This is a genomic window from Yersinia similis (assembly GCF_001053095.1).
Lineage (GTDB): Bacteria > Pseudomonadota > Gammaproteobacteria > Enterobacterales > Enterobacteriaceae > Yersinia > Yersinia similis.
In genome coordinates this window covers 170,627-189,487 of the sequence record NZ_CGBP01000006.1, presented here as the reverse complement: position 1 = coordinate 189,487, position 18,861 = coordinate 170,627, and the positions used below count along the sequence as shown (strand labels likewise).

Below are 18,861 nucleotides of genomic sequence, written 5' to 3'. Positions count from 1 at the left end.
GAAACCAGAGAAATTGCGTTTTGGGTGGTAGATGAATTCCGGGTTTATGAGCGATAGGCTGACAAGGTCTATTGGCGTGACAGACGCCAGATATGGCACCTACAAAATAAAGCAAAGAAGGCTATCCCGTTGGGTGGCCTTTTTTGCTTATGTGCCATCTGGTACCGAATGATAACCCCATGCTAAAAACGTGGGGTTTTGTTGTGTGCAAAATACAGAAATTGCGCTTTGTAATAATGCCCCCATGCCGAGTGATGGGCGGCGGCGTTGGTTATTATTGGGAATTAAGGCTGGGGCAGTGATACATTTGATTGATATTCAATTTATTGGGGGGTTCTATACGGCTCAATTCGCTACCTGATAAAGGCTATAGCCAGTAATAGCACCAGCGATATCCCAGGTAAAATCTTTCCAGCTCCAGCCGGTCCCTGCTTGGCGACTGTCGTATAATTCCTTACCAGCCCCAATTCCAATAGAAAATAATAAGCCAAAATTGCGACTCTTAGCATCTGACCAATTCTGCTGCTCGCCGTATGCTGTACCTGCCGCAGCCAAAGTAGCAGAAGCAAAAAAGTGTTGGGCTTTATCTTTTCCGGTCCAACTATCATTCGAGACATGGGTACAGGCAGTAGTAAGTAAGAGCAATGGGGCGATAAGTAATCGACGAAGATAGATATGCAGCCACATACAGTCTCTCTTTTGACGGGAGATAAAAACCCGCTAATTTATCGGGTTTTTATTTTTAAGATTTACAGAATGCGGCTGATTAACCGATCAATGCGGATCCTGCGCAAGCGGCGGATAAGTTTGCGAACTTTAACCGGATATTGTTGAATATTCTCCAGTTCAAGATAATGCGAAACCACTTTGGTATGAGTACGGATACACTCCAGTTCTTTGGCCCGCTGTTCATGCATTTCATGCTTAGGATCGTGGATCAAAATGGCATTTTCCAGATCCAGACGCCATGCTCGCGGGTTCAGGTTATTACCCGTAATTAGCTGCCAATTGTTATCTACCCACATCCCTTTCAAGTGATAGGTATTGTCGCCATCTTTCCATAAGCGAATAATTAGCTGCCCATTATCAACATACGGTTGTAAACGGCTCAGGAAACGACGTAGGTTAATTTCGTATAAATACGGCAGTGCACCGATAATTTTAAAGGGTTGATCTTCAGGGATATAAAAGTCATTTGCAGTTTTATCACCAACGATAATCTCAACCTGCTTACCTTCCCGCAGCAGATAAATGATATTACGGACTAACAGCGCTGGCAGGTTAAAGTAGGGGGTGCAAATGGTCAGGCGTTCATCAGCGGAGGCCATCAAGTGATGAATAGTTTTGTTTAATAGACTCTTCTTACCTAACCCAACTAGGGGAGTGACCGCTAACTCATCGTTATGCGCTTGTGCCGAGAATTGGTAACTGGCATCACGCAGTGATGAGCGAAACTGACGGATCTCATTCTTGATCTCGGGGGTGGTGGGTCGGTCATCACGGTCAAGGCGTTGAACTGCTCCGGCGCTCAGTACCCGTTGTTTCACGTAATCAACCATTATGGTAGCGAGTGACGGGTTAGTGATTAGCTGGTAGCGATCATAACGATATTTATCATTTTGATAGAGATAGACATCATTGATACTGGAACCGCTATAAATGACGGTGTCATCAATGATAAAGCCTTTTAGGTGCAGTACACCCAATGCTTCACGCGTATTGACCGGAACACCGTAAATAGGAACAGAAATATTTGGATATTTAGCCGCCATATCGCAATACCAATCGGCATTAGTATTAACGGCTGCGGCACCAATACGGCCACGCTGAGCTCGGTGCCAATCTACCAGTACATAGATCTCAAGTTCAGGAAGCGATTGCTTGGCCTGATAGAGGGCATTCATTACATCACGGCCTGCGTCATCCTGCTCCAGATAAAGTGCCACCAGACAAATACGTTTGGTTGCCTGAGCGATGAGTTCCAACAGAGTAGAGCGGAAAACCTTGGGGCAATAAAGCGTTTGGACATCATCAACTGACTGGGGGAGTTTGGGCAGTTGTGCAAGGTGTTGTTGATGTTTGCTACGTTTGAATTTTGACAACATCACAGTGCGCTTCTTCTCTTGTTATTTAATGGCAAAACCGCCATATCAAAAAAACACTAATCCATAGAGTCGGCGATAATACCATTACTTTTCTGGATTGTGCGCAAGTTTTGCCTGCCAATGGCCGAATCACTTAGCTCTGTGGCCTATATCACGCTGATTGGTGTAACAACGATCAAAGTGTCAGCTCCAGATTTACGATCCCATCTTCTATTTGCACATCAATAGTAAAACCGAGTTTTTGCGCCAAACCAATCATACCGCGGTTATTCGGCATGGTGACCGCGGTGAGCCGGGATAGCCCATGGCTACGGGCATAACGGATCATCTTCTCAAGTAATGCCCTGCCTAAGCCCAGCCCTTTTAGATCCGAGCGGACCAGTACGGCAAATTCGGCATCAATGTTGTCAGGATCAGAAAATGCCCGCGTGACACCTATGATCTCTGGCCCTTCACTATTTTGACGCACAGCAACAAAAGCCATTTCCCGATCATAGTCAATTTGTGTCATATTCGCCAAATCATCATGGCTGAATTCATTGATTTCACTGAAGTAGCGATAATAAAGGTCTTCTTTAGTTACTTGATCAATAAACAGTTTTAGCAGTGGCTCATCTTCCGGCAGAATTGGGCGGAATAAACACTGGGAGTTATCTCTAAGCGTGACCTTTTCTTCCAATTCATGCGGGTATGGGCGAATTGCCAGACGAGCTTGAGGGTCGCCAGTGACGGGGGCTAATTGCATCGACACATCTAACAGCGTGAACTCACTGCCGGAGGCCAGTACCGGGTGAATATCCAGACGGGTGATTTCGGGGCAATCGAGGATCAAGTTGGAAACTTGTACCAGCAAGCGGCTTAGCCCTGGAATATCCAAAGGTTGTAGTGATCCGCGGCTGCGAATTTTCCCCCCTTTGACGGCCTGTATAATCAGGTAGCGTGCCAGCACCATATTGAGAGGTGGTAGCGCGACGGCTGCTTGTGTCTCGTGGTGCCACTCGATACCACCTTCACCTAACATGATTAACGGGCCAAAAATGGCATCTTGCTCCACGGCAATACGCAACTCTTGCGCTCCTGCTCGGTTCGCCATGCTTTGCACCAGCAAACCGTGGATTCGTGCTTGCGGATAAGTCCGCTTTACCCGATCGAGGATATCGTCTGCCGCCCGCTGCACTTCAATGGCGGTGCGCAAATACAACATGACACCCTGAACTTCCGATTTATGTGGGATATCAGGCGAACGAAGTTTAATGGCGACCGGATAGCCTAGTCGTTCAGCAATATGTACGGCTTCTACACTGTCGCTGGCAATCCAGGTTGGTAATGTACTGAGGCCATAAGCTTCAAGAATGGGTTGTACTTCATGGGTATCAAGCTGGGTTGCTCCTTCGGCCAATGCCTGGCGAATTAGTTGATGAACATGAGCGGTATTGGCGGTCAAACCTATTGGCAATGCAGGGGTTTCTTTTAGTTGTTTCTGATTACGACGATACTCCACCATATGCATAAAAGTAGTGATCGCGCCTTCTGGGGTACGATAAGTTGGAATACCCGCTTCAGTAAACAAGCGACGGGCATCCTTTGATGAATATTCACCACACCAATTGGTGAGTAACGTGATGCGTTTGCCGCGGGGATGTTGGCGAATAGCTGAAATCAATAATTCAGCCGTTTTGGCTCCCGGTGCCGCGGCGCTGGGTGAGTGGATCAGGAGCAGCGCATCGTAATCACTACTGTCCAATAGTGGCCTGAGTGCCGCCAAATAGCGCTCAGCACTGGCATCATCCCGTAGGTCTATTGGGTTACGTAACGCGACAAAAGGCGGCAACGCCTCACACAGTGCGGATTGCGTGGCATCCGATAAGGTCGCCAATTTACCATTACGGCGGATAAGCTCATCCAGCGCCATCGCCGCTGGTGCTGAGCCATTGCTGACAATCAACAACCTTTCACCTCGCAGTGGGCGCATGTGGCTGAGAGTCTCAACGGCGGAGAACAATTCATGGGTATCCTGTACCCGCAGTAACCCGGCACGTTGGATAGCGGCGTCATAGGCGGCATCCAGCCCTTGTTGACCATTCAAGAGTTGTTGAGCGCGCTGACTGCGGCCACTTTTCACCACCAAAACCGGTTTATTGCGTGAAGCACTACGGGAGGCGGATAAGAAGCGACGTGCATCGCTGATATGTTCGATATACAGCATGATCGCACTGGTTTTGCTATCTCGGGCAAGAAAATCGAGTAGGTCATCGACATCAATATCCAAGCTGTCGCCCAGTGCAATAAAGTAAGAGAAGCCAACTTCCCGTTGCTGCGCCCAATCAAGGATTGTGTTGGCCACGGCTGCGGATTGGGAGATAAACGCCAGCCGCCCTTTCTGGATAGGAACGGGGGAAAAGCTGGCATTCAGCCCTTGCCACGGAGCCAGTAGCCCCAGACTATTAGGCCCGAGTAGCCGCATATGGTGGCGTTGAGCGCAGGCTTTCAGTTCCGGGAACTGCTCCGGTACAGCAGACAGAATAATGGCTGCTTTACAGCCCCGGTTCCCGAGGTCTTCGAGTAACGTCAGATTACGGCGAGCATGGGTGCACAGAATCGCTAAATCAGGAGTGATGGGCAGGCTGGCGATATTGGCGTAAGCCAATACACCACACACCGCCTTGTGATTGGGCGTGACCGGTAGGATAGGTCCATTGAAACCGCCATCCAGCAAGTTGCGCATCATCAGAAAACCCGCTCGCTCAGGTTTTTCAGAAGCACCGATCACTGCGATAGATTTCGGACGTAACAGTGCTTCTAATCCACGTTGGCTCATGTGCAGGTTCCTGTTGTTGATATAAGGATAGCTTCTCTGACTTTACGTGTTTTCTTCGTGGCTTGCAGTGACTCGCCCCACTGGGTGATGAGGTTTCCCCGCTAAATATTGTTGACGGAAGTAGTGAAAGTGATCGCGTAGCCCTTCTGCGGCGTGTATATCACCCGCTTGGTGGAGCAGCGCGGTGGCGACTTCGACAGTGCAGTGTTGTTCAGGGCGCTGAGCTTCCCGTAATTGATAATCGGATAGATGACTGACCTGCAAGGACAGAAGGGGTAACCCGGCAAGATAGGGGCTTTTGCGGAACATTTTCTTGGCTTCAGACCAGGTACCGTCCAGCAAAATAAATAGCGGCGGTTTATCGCTGATGGGTAATTGATTGATCACTTGCCGTTCTGGCTCAGCATAGGCCTCAGGAAAAACCACATAAGGTTGGCGCTGAGGGTCACTGATAGCCGCTAATAGCTCAGGATCAACTTCGGTTCTCGCCCAGAGAAAAGCGTGTGTATCGGGCAGGATATCAGCGATCAGGCGGCCGGTATTACTGGGTTTCAGTGGCTCGGTATCAAACATAATCAGGCAAAAACGGCTGTTTGCCTGTTGTGGCTTGATGGTATCACACAGGCAGAAACGTTCGGCTAGCAGGCAGCTTTGGCAACGGATGGCCCGGCAGCCGCGGGCACGATACGCACGCGTGGAGGCGGCTAAACGTAGTTGGCGTAAACGCAGGACTGCATTTTCCGTCGTTATGGCCGTAGGTAAAGTATGGCCGATGGTGAATATGTCAGTCACGACGGACTCCTGAGAAATAGCATCATTCTAATATAGAATGGCCCACGCCCCGACAGAAAACTGGCAGGGCGTGGGTTTTATCGATAGCCTGAACAGCCCCTAAAGGCAATAAATGCGTTAAACTCACTTATCGGGCTAGTGGCTCTCTTGCTAATTGTTTGGTTATTTTACTAACTGTTTGGCTCTCTTGATAATTGTTCATCTAACCAATTATCAAAGGGCGCTTTGGGTACTGCGCCATTTAGCATATCGATCATTTTGCCGTTGCGATACAGCATGATGGTCGGAATGCTGCGGATACGAAAACGGGTGCTGAGTGCAGGTTCGGCTTCGGTGTTCACTTTAGCAAAACGAACTTTCCCGGCGCGTTCTGTCGCAGCCTCTGCAAAGATTGGCGCGAAGCTGCGGCACGGCCCACACCAAGGTGCCCAGAAATCGATAACCATTGGCAGGTCATCTTGCAGCAGCTTATCCAGTGTTTCGGCGGTGGCATTAATGACTTCGCCATCAAATAGAGAGTGGCCACAGCGCCCACATTTTGCGCCGTCATCAATACGTTCTTCCGGTAGGCGATTCGTCGCCATACAAGCTGTGCATACCGTATTCATACATTAGCCTTTATCATATATTGGCCTTTATCATACATTAGCCTTTATTTTTAAGTAGATATAAGAGAAACCAGACAGCTAAGAATTCACTGAATTATTTCGCTGTTATTATCTATTATGGTTATGAATGAGTTAAGTGCCAAAATGGTTTACTCGATGAGTACGATAGTTGGTGGCTTTTAGCGCTTGCTTATGGCTAACCGGGCGGACATCAGGTAATCTTCGCGCCCTGCGCGTTGGTGGAGAAGACAATGAACGATTCATTTAGTGGCAAAAACGGCAAAGTTAAAGTGATGTACGTCCGTAGTGACGAAAGCAGCGACGACCGTAACAGTAGTAACCGTAACCGTGATAACAGTAATCGTGATAACAACAGCCGCGGCAGAAGCCAGCGTCCAACGGGTAACGGTCGTCCGGGTGATAATGCACGTCAGGGCGATAATACACGTCAGGGCAATGCACCACGTAATAATGACTCACGTCGTCCTGATTCTGGCCGTAATGAACGTGATCGTCCTGGCCGTCCGGCACGTTCTGAAGGCAGTAGCCCTTACGATTCACCGTGGAAAACGGTATCTCGTGCCCCTTCGGAAGAGCCAGAGTTTGATCATGGTGGTATCAGCGGTAAAAGCCATATCGATCCTGCCCAGTTGCGCCGTCAGCGCGCTGAAGAAACACGCGTTTATGGTGAGAATGCTTGTAAGGCGCTGTTTGAAAGCCGCCCTGATGCTATCGTCCGGGCTTGGTTTGTGCAATCTGTGACCCCGCGTTTTCGTGACGCGCTGAAATGGATGGCGGCTAACCGCAAAGCTTATCATGTGGTTGAAGAGGATGAGCTGGCGAAAGCCTCGGGCACTGAGCACCATGGCGGGGTATGTTTCCTGATTAAAAAACGTCAGGGGCTGGATGCAGAAACGTATCTGCAACAGCAAACTCAGGCTAAAGATTGTGTACTGGCGCTGGAAGAGGTGGGCAACCCTCATAATCTGGGCGGCATTATGCGTACCTGTGCGCATTTCGGTATCAACGGCGTGTTGCTGCAAGACCCCGCGATGCTAGAATCTGGCGCGGCAGTCCGCACGGCGGAAGGCGGAGCAGAGCACATCAAGGCCATCAATGCTGATGATTTCTTATCGGTATTGGATACCTTCCGCAAGGCGGGTTACACCATTGTGACCACCTCCAGCCATAAAGGTGTCAGCCTATCGAAAGCAGAACTGCCTGCCAAAATGGTATTGGTATTAGGGCAGGAGAGCGATGGTTTGACGGACAGTGCCTGGCAGCAGGGGGATCTGAGCGTCTCTATCGGCGGTACCGGGCGGGTCGAAAGCCTGAACGTCTCCGTGGCAACGGGTATCCTGTTGGCGGAATGGTGGCGTCAGAATAGCGCTCAAGGCTAGAATTATCGAAGATTAGAACGAGAGAAGATTTAGATCGGTAAAGATAAAAAAGGGGCGCTGATGAGTTCAGCGCCCCTTTTTTGTTGGCCGCTATTTGGCTAAAAATCGCAGGTTAATGCAGGTTAATGCAGGTTAATGTAGGTTAATGCGCACCGCCGCCACCACCACCCGAGGTGAAAGGAGGGCGGGCAAACCAGATCAGGGCCAGCAGCATTAGGAACACCCCCGCCGAGAGCCAGAAAATCTCATTCGCAGAGATAATCAGCCCTTGATTAGTAATTTCCCGTGCCAGGTAGGCCGAAGCCTGTTGCTGGCTCATCCCCAGTTTCTCCAACTCCTGGTAGACCTGCGTCGCATTTGGGTTGTACGGGTTAACAAACTCCGTCAGCTGCGAGTGGTGTAACGACTCTCTTTGCGTCCAAAGGGTGGTGGTGATTGAGGTACCAATCGATCCCGCCAGTGTTCGCATGAAGTTAGACAAACTGGATGCGGCAGCCATTCGCTCTGGTGGCAAACCGGATAATGTAATCGTGGTCAATGGCATGAAGAAGCAGGCAATGGCGAAGCCTTGGAAGAACTGCGGCCATGCTGAGGCACCAAAATCCATCCCCGGTTCGAAGGTATATGCTCGCCAGTAGAAACATACCGCATACATAATGAAGCTGAATGTCACTAACTGGCGCATATCAATTCGATGGGCAAAACGACCAATTAATGGCGACAGCAGTACGGGCAGTATGCCCACTGGTGCCGATGCCAATCCGGCCCAGGTGGCGGTATAGCCATACACCTCCTGCAATAGCTGGGGCAGTAATACAATCGCGCCAAAGTACAACATATAGGCCAGGCTGAGACATAAACAGCCAATGGTAAAGTTGCGCGATTTAAACAGCGACAAATCAATTACCGGATGATCGTCGGTTAACTCCCAGACAATCAGGAAGGTAATGGCCACGACAGCAACCACGGTCAGGACGATAATTTCTGTCGAGTTAAACCAATCCAGCTCCTTGCCTTGATCAAGCATGATTTGCAAGGCACCAATACCGACCACCAATAACACCAGCCCGATGGTATCAATGGGTCTGATCTCTGTTTTGGTCTCTCGCCCTTTCAGGGTACTGCCTGCTAGCAGGACCACCACCAGACCGATAGGGATATTGATAAAGAAGATCCAGCCCCAGTGATAGTTATCACTGATATAACCGCCGAGGATCGGCCCAAATATCGGGGCGACAACAATCGTCATCGACCACAACGCCAGGGCCATACTTCGCTTCGCAGGCGGATAGTTGTTGAGTAGCAGGCTTTGCGAGAGTGGGATCAATGGCCCAGCGACCAGTCCCTGGATAACACGGAAGAAGATAAGCATCCCCAAGCTGTTTGACATGCCGCATAGCCATGAGGCCAACACAAACAAGCCTGTTGACCATAAGAACAGCCGCACTTCACCGACCCGCTTGGCCAGCCAGCCGGTGACGGGGATCGAAATTGCATTCGCCACCCCGAATGAGGTGATCACCCACGTCCCTTGCGAGTTGGACGAGCCTAAATCACCCGCAATTGTTGGGATGGCCACGTTAGCAATGGTGGAGTCCAGCACCTGCATAAATGTCGCCAATGAGAGCGCTACCGTCATCCAGGCGAGTGGCGCTCCTTCAAGCGGTTTTTGTGCCACAATAGCCTCCGGTGCACGTAACCCGCATTGGCATGATATTAATCGGCGTTTGCATGAATAATATCGCTAATTATTTGGTTAACTGGCGCGAAATCCAATGACAACGCATTGGTCATGAACGCGGGCTCTTTACGCACGTTTTGTGCCAAAACGTGTCCATCGGTATTGGTGGTGTCGACTTTAACCAGTGATGACAGACCAATACGTAACGGATGCTCCTTCAGTTGTTTCTCATCCAATGCAATTCGCACTGGTAGGCGTTGGACCACTTTGATCCAGTTACCGGTGGCATTTTGCGCGGGTAGCAGCGAGAAGGCACTGCCAGTTCCCATATCTAAACCGACCACTTTCCCTTGATAAATCACATCATCACCGTAAAAATCGGTCACGATAGTCGCTGGTTGGCCAATTCGCATGTTCGCCAACTGAGTTTCTTTGAAGTTAGCGTCAATCCACAGTTGATCAGCCGGAACAACGGCCATTAACGGTGTACCACTACTGATTTCAGCACCCACTTGTACACTGCGACGCGAGACATAGCCGCTAATTGGGCTAACTACTTTGGTGCGCTGCAAGGTAAGCCAGGCATCACGCATTTTAGCGGCCGCCTGCTCAATCGCCGGTTGTTTCTCTAATGGGGTATTTAATACCAATGCCTGATTGGCGTTATATTGCTGAACTGCCATATCCAACGAAGCTTGTGCCGCTTCAACAGCATCACGGGCGTGCTGCAATTCTTCACGGCCGATGACTGCGGCAGCACCCAGTACCACCCGACGCTTCAGGTCATTTTGTGCCTGGCTCAATTCCGTTTTTTTCAGCGCAATATTCGCTTGATACTGTTTACTGTTAATAATGAGCTGGTGGGTTTGGCGCACGCTATTCGCCAATGTGGTTTTCGCTTGCTCAAATGCCTGTTCTGCATCAGTGGGGTCGAGTGTCACCAGCACATCGCCACTTTTGACGAAGTCCGTATTTTCGAAATGAACACTGACCACACTACCGGGAACTTGAGACATAATCTGGACTTGGTTGCCTGAAATATAGGCATTATCAGTCTCTTGGTGATGGCGTAGCACCAGGAACCAATAAATAAGGTAAGCCACCCCGATCATAATAAAAATAACCGTCAGCAACAGCAGCACACGTTTACGTTGCTGTTTTTTATTCTGCGGTTGTTGCGGGGCTTGGGCTTCCGCACTTTTACTCATGGTGTTCTCCACGCTCTATACCCGTCATTTTTCACGTTGCATGGCTTCGTCCACCCCAGTCACTTAATTTTCATCAGTACTTGGGGATCCGCTCAGTCGTCGCCTTTCTGCAACTCGAATTATTTAGGGCCGATATTATTATATTGAGCCATCATAGAAGGGGCTGATAGCCACCTCTTGTCATTGAAGGTTCTGAACGGTGCTAATTGTTGTTACTGATATTTTTATTCTTGATCATCGTTTTTATGTGATAACTGGGAAGCAATATCGCCATTTTCATCACCGCCCATTCATAAACAAATGGCACCAAAAGGCGCCTATTCCCCGTTATGTTGGAATGACATGGTTATGTTATCTGGATAGAAATAGTGGAATTACTGTTCCGATATTTCCATCTGATCTAAACGGGTCAGCAACTTGCGTGTCAGCATTTCAAGCTGTTGCTGCTCTTGCTCCGTCAGCGTCGACCAAAGAAAATGCAGGCATTTATGCTGTGGAGGGAGAAGTTGATGTAAAAACTCAATCCCAGCCTCGGTGAGATGCAAATGTAGGCAACGGCGGTCATTATGGCTTTCCCGACGCTCAATCCAGCCTTTCTTCTCTAATTCATCGGCGATACGGGTCGCATTAGTTCGCGAAGAACCCAACGCAGCACTCAATTCTGATGGTTGGATACTGCGACTCTCTTGGGCGTCTAGCGTAATTAATGCCATAAACAAGGTTTCGTTAATGCCTTGCGCTTTCAGCATTTTATTGCGATTTTCTAGCAATTTACTGTGCATATGCATACTCAAACGAGTGAGTAGAATTTCCTGGTAGGGGAAATCCTTCTGACGTTTTGCTCGAGAGTTCAGCATCTGTTCTATGGGGGAGAATGAACTTTCCATTATGAGGCGCCTCATTAATTTCAAATGGTACAGTAACGATAGTTACTAATAATGTAAACGGTATAATACGAGAAAAATTTAGCAATTAGTGTTATTCAGCCAAGGTGAATCGGTCATTGGCATTACTAACAGTATGGTTATTGTGCTTTAGTTCACAGATTAAGCAACTTATTATCCTAAAATCATCAGTAATTTGAATGTCAAACCGTAACAGAGCGCGCCAGGTAATGTAGCGAAGATAATACTGTTGGTTTTATAAAAGCATCCGCAGATAACTAAAAAACCAATCAATGTAGGGAGCAATTTCTGTGGGTGATGAATAATCTCCGGGGTACTGGAAACCACCAATAATGCACAGATTGAGGCGATGCCAATGCTATCCAGCAGCAGGGACATCTTGCCACGCTGTAGGCCAGCTTGCTTACGTGCTGGCCCGAAGCGCAGGGGGAGGTAGCGAAACAAGTAATTCACTGTCCCCACCACCAGACCGATCATCAGCACATCTGTATTCATGGTGTTGGCTCCTGCTCGTGATCCTCACTGTGTTTAGTCACGACAGAGGCAGTGGGCTGGAGCAAAGTGGCGAGACAACCACCAGCAATCCCGGCCAAAATCGCCACTGGAATTGAAAACAGTAAAACCCCTAATAAGGCACCAGAAAGTGAAGCGATCACCGTCAGGCTGTATTGGCGTTTAAACGAGGCTAACAAAAAACTGAGGAATAATGCAGGCAGCATAAAGGAGAGGGACGCTTCGATGGCGGGATAGTTCTCCAACGGCCCATTTCCGAACATCGCGCCGATAGCCGTTCCTAAGACCCAAGATAGCCACGAGGTCGCTGCGATACCGAGCATCCAGTTCTCGCTCCAGCGCCGTTGGTCCTTCATCAATTTAGTGGTTGCAGCGGCAAACACTTCATCGGTTAAACCAAAAGCCCATAAGGCCGTTTTTTTACCCGATAGTTTTGCCACAATGCGGTGTTTAAGTGCCGGGCCATACAAAATATGGCGCACATCCATTGCCATCACCGTCAGTGCCGATACCCACAATGACATCCCGGCGCTCAGCAGCGCGGTAATCACAAATTGGCTGGCACCAGCATAAATAATGCAGGAAAAGAAAATGCTTTCCAGCGGGGTAAAACCCAGTTTTACCGCACTGAGGCCGAAGGCGAAAGCGACGGGTAAATAGCCGATAACAATGGGTAGGCTATCCGTAATACCTTCAACGAAGGTCGCGGCCGATGAAGTTGTAGAGGGGGGATCTGTGGTTGGGTTTTGCATAAAGTCAGCTATAGATAGATTAGGTTACAGGGCAAACTCATAAGTTATGCAACATTAACAGAGAGGTTATTGCCTTAATACCCTACAACCTAATTTATATCTATGCTGATTATTGGTTGGCTAGCAACTATCTTTATCAAATAACTGCCTTTATCAAATAACTGTACTCACCGAGGCACTGACCAACCCTTGTTGCTCTAGCGCATAAGCCGCACGCAGGCATAAATCCTCTCGCCACGGTGGGGAAATTAACTGAATGCCAATCGGTAAGCCGCGGGTGGTTTTCAAGGGTACGCTCACTACTGGCAAACCAAGGAAGGAGATTGGCTGGGTTAAAATGCCCATGCTGGCGCGGATCGGTAGGTCCATATCATTAATCCTCATCGTGTTCTGACCGATAAGCGTGGCACTGCATGGCGTTGCTGGGGCAATCAAAATATCCCAGTGCTCGAACAGCGGCAAAATGCGTTGGCGAAAATGATGACGGAAACGCTGGGCCTGTACGTACCAAGTTGCCGGTAGCATGGCTCCGGCTAATAACCGCTCCCGTGATAGGGGTTCAAAACGTTGGGGATATTTTCTCAAGGCGGGCAGATATTGATTACCGCCCTCGCTGGCACTGATAATAAATGCCGCTGACCGGGCTAAATCACTCTGCGGCATTTCGACCTCCGCATTAGCCTCAAGCGCCTTTGCGACCGCCAGGACGGCTGCTTTGGCGTCATCATCACTCCATTGATGAAAGTAGCCACCCAGCACCGCGCTTCTTAACCCCTGCTGGCCACGAGTCAGTAAGCTTTGGCACGGCGCTACTGGTTGATCGGCTTGAAAATTATCCTGAATATTGATGCCTTGCATCACGTCATAAACCACCGCCAAATCTTGCACACAGCGAGCCATTAGGCCGATATGGTCCAGACTGGCGACAAATGGGTGGGTGCCGCTGCGTGACAGGCGGCCAAAGGTTGGTTTCAGCCCAAAAATACCACACAGTGAGGAGGGAACCCGGATCGAACCGTTAGTATCACTGCCGAGAGAAAAATGCACTAGCCCTGCGGCGACCGCTGCCGCAGATCCGCCAGAAGATCCCCCAGCAATGCGGTTCAGATCGTGTGGATTATGGGTGGCACCATAATGGCTGTTCTCAGTGGTAAAACCGTAGGCATAGGCATCCATATTTAACATGCCGGAGAGCATAGCTCCTTGGCGGCTAAGGCGTGAAATGGCCCAGGCATCCTGTTTGGCGGGTGCCTGATCACAAAATAAGCTGGCACCTGATAGGGTCGTTTCTCCGGCAACATCAAACAGATTCTTGACCGCATAAGGGATCGCCGCCAGTGCTGGCAGCGGCTGGCCTTTGGCGCGTAGCGTATCTAGCCGACAAGCTTCGCTAAGCATACGGTCAGCAGTGATATGGGTATAAGCGTTGATGAGCGGATTGGCTACGGTAATGGCGTCTAACGTCTGTTGTGCGATCGCTTGTGCGGATAATTCGCCCTTTTGCAGGGCCTGTTGGATCTCGCTAATAGTGAGTGATGAGGTAGGTTTCATAACCGGTATACCCCTGCGATCTCTTGCCGTTCATCTAAAGGTAGGGCCATCAGCGGTGCGGCCAGAGCGGCAATGTGTTCAAATTGCTGAAGTAATGCCGCACGGCGCTGCTCGTCTAACTCCACCGCCAGTAATGTTTCCATCTGCAGGATATAGGCGGGCCAATCCATGGTGATCACTTTTTCTGATGTCTTTTTCATGACAACTCCGGTACTGACTAAGCAAGCCGTGAATCAAATACAGGGTGATGAATTGGGCGACCATTCCCTGTGTTGTTGCTACTTACCTTCTCACGTCCTCACTTCTGCGATCCTTTTCGCTGATTTACGAGGGACTCATTGGCTATCCGAGTGAAGTTAAGCAAGAGCTGTTCCAGATTGTCAGGTTTCACGCTGAGAGTGAAGATTCTCTTATTATCGGTTAGTGGGAGTGTGGTATGTTCCGCAAAAATGCCTATGCTGAAACAAGAGTTTCATTAACGTAATAAGTTTCACTGGTTGGAGAAAAGGATGAAACAAATCGACGAACGTTTGCGGGGACATTACACACAGCTCACCCCGCAAGAGCAGCGCGTTGCTGACTTTATTTTTGCCCATTTTGATGATCTGATCAGTTACAACAGTGCCGAACTGGCGCGATTGAGTGGCGTATCCAAAGCTACGGTTAGCCGCCTGTTTAAACGCCTTGGCTACGGCAGCTATCGAGAAATGCGCGAAGAGGTGCGGGCCTTGCGCCAAAGTGGTATGCCACTAACGGATAATCGCGATGCGGTGCAGGGCAATACCTTGCTGGCCCGCCACTATAAACAAGAAATGGCGAATCTGGCGCATTGGGTTAACCAGTTGGATAGCCAGCAACTTACCGATGTGATCGATGCCATGGCACAAGCGCCGCGCATTTTGCTATTGGGGCTGCGTAACAGCTACCCGGTCGCGCTGCATTTACGCCAACAGTTGTTGCAGGTACGCCAGCAGGTACATTTGATGCCACAGGCAGGGCAGACATTGGCTGAGGAATTGGTGGACATTACCCCACATGATCTGGTGATTGTGGTGGCATTTCGCCGTCGGCCCAAGGCTATCCGCGAAATCCTATTACACATGCAGGGTCAGGGCGTACCGACATTGTTGATCTGTGAGCCACAAGCTCAGTCATTGCTATCGCTGGCCCGTTGGCGGTTGACTACCCCACTGGACAGTGTTTCGGCTTTTGATAGCTATTCTGCGGCCATGAGTTTAGTGAATTTACTGAGCAATGCATTACTGCATAAAATACTGGCAGAAGGCCGCCAGCGGATACATAAAATTACTAATTTATATGATTCGCTTGGGGAGTTGGAGTGGTGTGAATAAGTCGTGTGCCAGACGCACCATTCTCTGCTGCACAGGCTTTATTCTCTGTTTTCCCTTGAACTGATGTTTCCCCTTAAACTAATGCCATTAGCCGTTTTAATGCACCTAAATGGTGCATTTTAATCTTCGTGTTGCACTCTATTTGTTAGTCACTTTATCTGCTTACACGCACTGAAAATCACTTATTCCGCTTGAATTGGGGGGTATTTTTACCTTGATCCTGATTGGCACGGTACTTGCAACGATAATTTCAATTCTATTTTTTAAGAATCCATTGTTTCATTGTTGAATTATCGGAGATAGGCTATGAACATAAAAAAGCGGATGTTGTGGCTGTGGGCAGTACTGGTATTGGTGCAGGCCCCTGCGGTATTAGCGGATCAATTAGAGAAAATACAACAGCGTGGAGTCTTGCGTGTGGCGGTACCTCAAGATTTTCCGCCTTTTGGTTCGGTAGGAACCGATCTTCAGCCACAGGGCTATGATATCGATATGGCTCAATACCTGGCCGATAAAATGAAACTAAAGTTGCAATTGGTGCCAGTGACCAGTGCCAATCGGGTGCCTTATCTGCAAACCGATAAAGTGGACTTGGTGATTTCCAGTCTGGGTAAAAATCCGGAACGGGAAAAAGCCATCGCTTTTAGCCGTGCTTATGCGCCGTTTTTCCTCGGGGTATTTGGGGCTAAAGATGATGAACTGAAGCAACCGGAACAACTGGCGGGTAAAACCATTGGTGTCACCCGTGGGGCGGTGGAAGACATGGTATTAAGCGAGATCGCGCCGAAAGCGGCTCAGATCAGACGCTATGAGGATAACAACACTACGCTGTCGGCCTATCTATCAGGTCAGGTTAATTATCTGGCAACCGGCAATCTGGTTATCAGCGCCTTGGCCCGCCAGAATCCTAAGCAGGCACCAGTAGCGAAATTTATGCTTAAAGATTCACCGTGTTATATCGGCTTGCGTCAGGGAGAACCGGCACTGAAAGCCAAAGTGGACGCCTTGATTGGTGAGGCGTTGCAGGACAACACGCTGAATGGTTTATCGGAGAAATGGTTGAAAGCGCCGTTACCTGCGAATCTGGGTGCATAACGGGAGCCTGCTATGAGCTATCAGCTGGACTTTGCGGCTCTGTGGCCTTATTGGCCCGAATTATTGTCGGGCCTGCTGACTACCATTGAGCTGACGGTTATGGCGACCATCGGGGGCATTGCATTGGGGATCGGGGGGGCTGCGATCCGTTGTGGCAACACCGTGATATTGCGGTGTCTTTGGGGGGGGTACGTGGAAATTGTTCGTAACACCCCGTTTGTCGTGCAGCTATTTTTCATCGTTTTTGGTCTACCGGTGCTGGGGTTAAAGTTAAGCGCCGGGCAGGCCGCCCTGCTGGCGATGACAATCAATCTGGGCGCTTACAGCACGGAGATTATCCGTTCAGGTATTCAGGCCAGTGCCAAAGGCCAGTGGGAGGCCGGGCGGGTTCTGGGTTTGAGCCGTAGCCAGACCTTTTTCCGCGTGATCCTGCCACCTTCATTGCAGCGGATTTATCCGGCGCTGGTCAGCCAATGCATCATTGTTATGCTCGGTTCAGCCGTGGTGTCACAAGTCTCATTTGAAGAGCTGACCTTCGCTGCCAATCTTATTCAGTCGCGGACTTTCCTCAGTTTTGAGGTCTATCTGGTGACCACCTTGCTGTATTTGTTGTTCGCCATTGTGATGCGTCAGCTATTGCTGGCGGCCGGGCGTCGATACTTTGGGAGCCATGCCTCATGACATTTACTGACTGGGATATCATCCGCAACCTGCTGTTGGCGGCCCGCTGGACGTTGTTACTGTCACTCACGGCCTTCTTCGGTGGCACGTTGGTGACGTTACCGCTGATGCTGATGCGGTTGAGCCACTGGCGTTGGGCGGCGCGCTTTGTCCGTTTATATACAGAGCTGTTCCAGGGAACCCCGTTATTGATGCAACTATTTTTGGCCTTTTTCGGTCTGGCGCTGTTTGGCATCGATGTTAGTCCGTGGACGGCAGCGGCCATGGCACTCACCTTATTCACCAGTGCATTTTTGGTGGATATCTGGTGCGGCAGTATCGCAGCCTTGCCGAAAGGTCAGTGGGAAGCATCACGTTGCCTGGGGCTAAGTTTTCACCAAACGCTCTTTCGGGTGATTGCTCCACAAGCAATGCGTATCGCGATTGCGCCAACCGTAGGGTTTTCGGTGCAGGTTATCAAAGGCACGGCGCTGGCCTCCATCATTGGTTTTGTCGAGCTAACCAAAGCGGGCACTATGCTGAACAATGTCACTTATCAGCCATTTAAAGTCTTTGGGCTGGTGGCGCTGGGCTATTTCCTGATGTGTTATCCCTTGTCGCGTTATAGCCATTATCTGGAGAAGAAATTCCATGCCATTGATCACCATTAATCAGGTTCAAAAATACTATGGTAAGAACCATGTGCTTAAAGGCGTGGATTTGGATATCGAGATTGGTGAAGTGATTTCGATCATTGGTCGCAGTGGCTCGGGGAAAAGCACCTTGTTACGGTGCATGAATGGGCTGGAAGATTATCAGGACGGCAGTATTAAACTGGGCGGAATGACGGTAACCAACCGCGATTCGCAAGCGCGTGAGATCAGCCGTTCAGTCGGTATGGTGTTCCAGAATTTTAATTTATTCCCCCATATGACGGCGCTGGAGAATGTGATGCTGGCTCCGCGGCGGGTACTAAAAAAAGGGGCCACCGAGTGTCGTGAACTGGCGACACAGATGCTGGAGAAGGTCGGGCTGGCAGATCGGGTGGATTATTACCCGGCGAATCTGTCTGGCGGCCAGCAGCAACGGGTTGCGATTGCCCGCGCACTGGCGATGCAACCGAAAGTATTACTGTGTGATGAAATTACTTCTGCGCTGGATCCCGAGCTGGTGGGCGAGGTCTTGAAAGTTCTTGAGCAGTTGGCTGCGGAGGGAATGACGTTGATCCTGGTCACCCATGAGATGAATTTTGCCCGCGAGGTCGGTGATCGGGTGGTGTTTATGCATCAGGGGCGGGTGTGGGAGCAGGGCGAGAGCCGCGCGCTATTTGCCGATCCGCAGACCAGCGAATTGAAACAGTTTATATCGTCAGTCCGCGGTTTATCAGACCCTGCCTGATGGTAATCTTTATATAAAGAATG

19 protein-coding genes are annotated in these 18,861 nt (G+C 49.7%); 7 read left to right on the top strand and 12 right to left on the bottom strand.

Translation table 11 applies throughout. The features are described 5' to 3' along the window. Positions 1 to 345 precede the first annotated feature (345 nt). The 5 genes from AC971_RS07120 to trxC form a co-directional block, all read right to left on the bottom strand. The gene (locus AC971_RS07120) at positions 346 to 687 is read right to left on the bottom strand and encodes a YfiM family lipoprotein (protein WP_025382741.1); all 342 of its coding nucleotides are present in this window, start codon (positions 685 to 687) and stop codon (positions 346 to 348) included. Positions 688 to 749: 62 nt separating this feature from the next. Continuing rightward, the gene (gene pssA / locus AC971_RS07115) at positions 750 to 2,102 is read right to left on the bottom strand and encodes a CDP-diacylglycerol--serine O-phosphatidyltransferase (protein WP_374699975.1); all 1,353 of its coding nucleotides are present in this window, start codon (positions 2,100 to 2,102) and stop codon (positions 750 to 752) included. A gap of 178 nt (positions 2,103 to 2,280) precedes the next feature. Beyond that, positions 2,281 to 4,923 carry a bifunctional acetate--CoA ligase family protein/GNAT family N-acetyltransferase gene (locus AC971_RS07110; RefSeq protein ID WP_025382743.1) on the bottom strand — a complete coding sequence of 881 codons (2,643 nt, stop codon included), beginning with the start codon at positions 4,921 to 4,923 and terminating at the stop codon, positions 2,281 to 2,283. Between the two features lie 42 nt (positions 4,924 to 4,965). After that, on the bottom strand, positions 4,966 to 5,715 hold the full coding sequence (locus tag AC971_RS07105; protein WP_025382744.1) for a tRNA-uridine aminocarboxypropyltransferase: 750 nt from the start codon (positions 5,713 to 5,715) through the stop codon (positions 4,966 to 4,968). Positions 5,716 to 5,885: 170 nt separating this feature from the next. After that, complete coding sequence (gene trxC / locus AC971_RS07100; RefSeq protein ID WP_025382745.1) at positions 5,886 to 6,323, bottom strand: thioredoxin TrxC; 438 nt, start codon at positions 6,321 to 6,323, stop codon at positions 5,886 to 5,888. Between the two features lie 251 nt (positions 6,324 to 6,574). Here trxC and AC971_RS07095 point away from each other — a divergent pair, with 251 nt between their 5' ends. Continuing rightward, positions 6,575 to 7,723, top strand: a complete 1,149-nt coding sequence (locus AC971_RS07095; protein ID WP_025382746.1) for a tRNA/rRNA methyltransferase — start codon at positions 6,575 to 6,577, stop codon at positions 7,721 to 7,723. Between the two features lie 142 nt (positions 7,724 to 7,865). On the opposite strand, the gene emrB is transcribed toward AC971_RS07095, so the two are convergent. From emrB to hpxX, 7 genes are all read right to left on the bottom strand, one after another. Further along, positions 7,866 to 9,401: a multidrug efflux MFS transporter permease subunit EmrB gene (gene emrB / locus AC971_RS07090; RefSeq protein ID WP_025382747.1), complete on the bottom strand. Its 1,536-nt coding sequence runs from the start codon at positions 9,399 to 9,401 to the stop codon at positions 7,866 to 7,868. A 38-nt stretch (positions 9,402 to 9,439) separates the two neighbouring features. Then, the gene (emrA, locus tag AC971_RS07085; protein WP_025382748.1) at positions 9,440 to 10,612 is read right to left on the bottom strand and encodes a multidrug efflux MFS transporter periplasmic adaptor subunit EmrA; all 1,173 of its coding nucleotides are present in this window, start codon (positions 10,610 to 10,612) and stop codon (positions 9,440 to 9,442) included. A 374-nt stretch (positions 10,613 to 10,986) separates the two neighbouring features. Continuing rightward, the gene (mprA, locus tag AC971_RS07080; RefSeq protein WP_002208744.1) at positions 10,987 to 11,499 is read right to left on the bottom strand and encodes a transcriptional repressor MprA; all 513 of its coding nucleotides are present in this window, start codon (positions 11,497 to 11,499) and stop codon (positions 10,987 to 10,989) included. Between the two features lie 171 nt (positions 11,500 to 11,670). After that, entirely contained in the window at positions 11,671 to 12,012 is a 342-nt protein-coding gene (ygaH, locus tag AC971_RS07075) for an L-valine transporter subunit YgaH (protein WP_025382749.1), read from the bottom strand. After that, positions 12,009 to 12,782 carry an AzlC family ABC transporter permease gene (locus AC971_RS07070; RefSeq protein ID WP_025382750.1) on the bottom strand — a complete coding sequence of 258 codons (774 nt, stop codon included), beginning with the start codon at positions 12,780 to 12,782 and terminating at the stop codon, positions 12,009 to 12,011. The genes ygaH and AC971_RS07070 overlap by 4 nt, the downstream gene beginning before the upstream one ends. A 153-nt stretch (positions 12,783 to 12,935) precedes the next feature. Next, a complete protein-coding gene (locus AC971_RS07065; protein WP_025382751.1) occupies positions 12,936 to 14,333 on the bottom strand; it encodes an AtzE family amidohydrolase in 1,398 nt (465 codons plus the stop codon). Then, positions 14,330 to 14,533, bottom strand: a complete 204-nt coding sequence (gene hpxX / locus AC971_RS07060) for an oxalurate catabolism protein HpxX (protein ID WP_025382752.1) — start codon at positions 14,531 to 14,533, stop codon at positions 14,330 to 14,332. Before hpxX ends, AC971_RS07065 begins: the two co-directional genes overlap by 4 nt. On the opposite strand from hpxX, the gene AC971_RS25075 reads away from it, so the two are divergent. From AC971_RS25075 to AC971_RS07035, 6 genes are all read left to right on the top strand, one after another. Continuing rightward, the gene (locus AC971_RS25075; protein ID WP_071825548.1) at positions 14,502 to 14,687 is read left to right on the top strand and encodes a hypothetical protein; all 186 of its coding nucleotides are present in this window, start codon (positions 14,502 to 14,504) and stop codon (positions 14,685 to 14,687) included. The two genes, hpxX and AC971_RS25075, sit on opposite strands and share 32 nt — an antisense overlap. Before the next feature lie 155 nt (positions 14,688 to 14,842). Continuing rightward, complete coding sequence (locus AC971_RS07055) at positions 14,843 to 15,685, top strand: MurR/RpiR family transcriptional regulator (RefSeq protein ID WP_025382753.1); 843 nt, start codon at positions 14,843 to 14,845, stop codon at positions 15,683 to 15,685. A 306-nt stretch (positions 15,686 to 15,991) separates the two neighbouring features. After that, positions 15,992 to 16,780, top strand: a complete 789-nt coding sequence (locus AC971_RS07050; protein ID WP_025382754.1) for a transporter substrate-binding domain-containing protein — start codon at positions 15,992 to 15,994, stop codon at positions 16,778 to 16,780. A gap of 12 nt (positions 16,781 to 16,792) precedes the next feature. Further along, positions 16,793 to 17,461: an amino acid ABC transporter permease gene (locus AC971_RS07045; protein WP_025382755.1), complete on the top strand. Its 669-nt coding sequence runs from the start codon at positions 16,793 to 16,795 to the stop codon at positions 17,459 to 17,461. Next, positions 17,458 to 18,111: an amino acid ABC transporter permease gene (locus tag AC971_RS07040; RefSeq protein WP_011191826.1), complete on the top strand. Its 654-nt coding sequence runs from the start codon at positions 17,458 to 17,460 to the stop codon at positions 18,109 to 18,111. Before AC971_RS07045 ends, AC971_RS07040 begins: the two co-directional genes overlap by 4 nt. Beyond that, positions 18,092 to 18,838 (top strand): amino acid ABC transporter ATP-binding protein, encoded by a 747-nt coding sequence (locus tag AC971_RS07035; protein WP_025382756.1) that lies wholly within the window; start codon positions 18,092 to 18,094, stop codon positions 18,836 to 18,838. The genes AC971_RS07040 and AC971_RS07035 overlap by 20 nt, the downstream gene beginning before the upstream one ends. Positions 18,839 to 18,861 lie beyond the last annotated feature (23 nt).

What these genes read in the sequence shown, in the direction of transcription:
- AC971_RS07070 (WP_025382750.1), bottom strand. Translation starts at nt 12,782, where the DNA reads ATGCAAAACCCAACCACAGATCCCCCCTCTACAACTTCATCGGCCGCG.
- AC971_RS07065 (WP_025382751.1), bottom strand. Translation starts at nt 14,333, where the DNA reads ATGAAACCTACCTCATCACTCACTATTAGCGAGATCCAACAGGCCCTG.
- ygaH (WP_025382749.1), bottom strand. Translation starts at nt 12,012, where the DNA reads ATGAATACAGATGTGCTGATGATCGGTCTGGTGGTGGGGACAGTGAAT.
- trxC (WP_025382745.1), bottom strand. Translation starts at nt 6,323, where the DNA reads ATGAATACGGTATGCACAGCTTGTATGGCGACGAATCGCCTACCGGAA.
- AC971_RS07040 (WP_011191826.1), top strand. Translation starts at nt 17,458, where the DNA reads ATGACATTTACTGACTGGGATATCATCCGCAACCTGCTGTTGGCGGCC.
- hpxX (WP_025382752.1), bottom strand. Translation starts at nt 14,533, where the DNA reads ATGAAAAAGACATCAGAAAAAGTGATCACCATGGATTGGCCCGCCTAT.
- AC971_RS07055 (WP_025382753.1), top strand. Translation starts at nt 14,843, where the DNA reads ATGAAACAAATCGACGAACGTTTGCGGGGACATTACACACAGCTCACC.
- AC971_RS07095 (WP_025382746.1), top strand. Translation starts at nt 6,575, where the DNA reads ATGAACGATTCATTTAGTGGCAAAAACGGCAAAGTTAAAGTGATGTAC.
- AC971_RS07120 (WP_025382741.1), bottom strand. Translation starts at nt 687, where the DNA reads ATGTGGCTGCATATCTATCTTCGTCGATTACTTATCGCCCCATTGCTC.
- AC971_RS07050 (WP_025382754.1), top strand. Translation starts at nt 15,992, where the DNA reads ATGAACATAAAAAAGCGGATGTTGTGGCTGTGGGCAGTACTGGTATTG.
- mprA (WP_002208744.1), bottom strand. Translation starts at nt 11,499, where the DNA reads ATGGAAAGTTCATTCTCCCCCATAGAACAGATGCTGAACTCTCGAGCA.
- AC971_RS25075 (WP_071825548.1), top strand. Translation starts at nt 14,502, where the DNA reads ATGGTGATCACTTTTTCTGATGTCTTTTTCATGACAACTCCGGTACTG.
- AC971_RS07045 (WP_025382755.1), top strand. Translation starts at nt 16,793, where the DNA reads ATGAGCTATCAGCTGGACTTTGCGGCTCTGTGGCCTTATTGGCCCGAA.
- AC971_RS07035 (WP_025382756.1), top strand. Translation starts at nt 18,092, where the DNA reads ATGCCATTGATCACCATTAATCAGGTTCAAAAATACTATGGTAAGAAC.
- emrA (WP_025382748.1), bottom strand. Translation starts at nt 10,612, where the DNA reads ATGAGTAAAAGTGCGGAAGCCCAAGCCCCGCAACAACCGCAGAATAAA.
- AC971_RS07110 (WP_025382743.1), bottom strand. Translation starts at nt 4,923, where the DNA reads ATGAGCCAACGTGGATTAGAAGCACTGTTACGTCCGAAATCTATCGCA.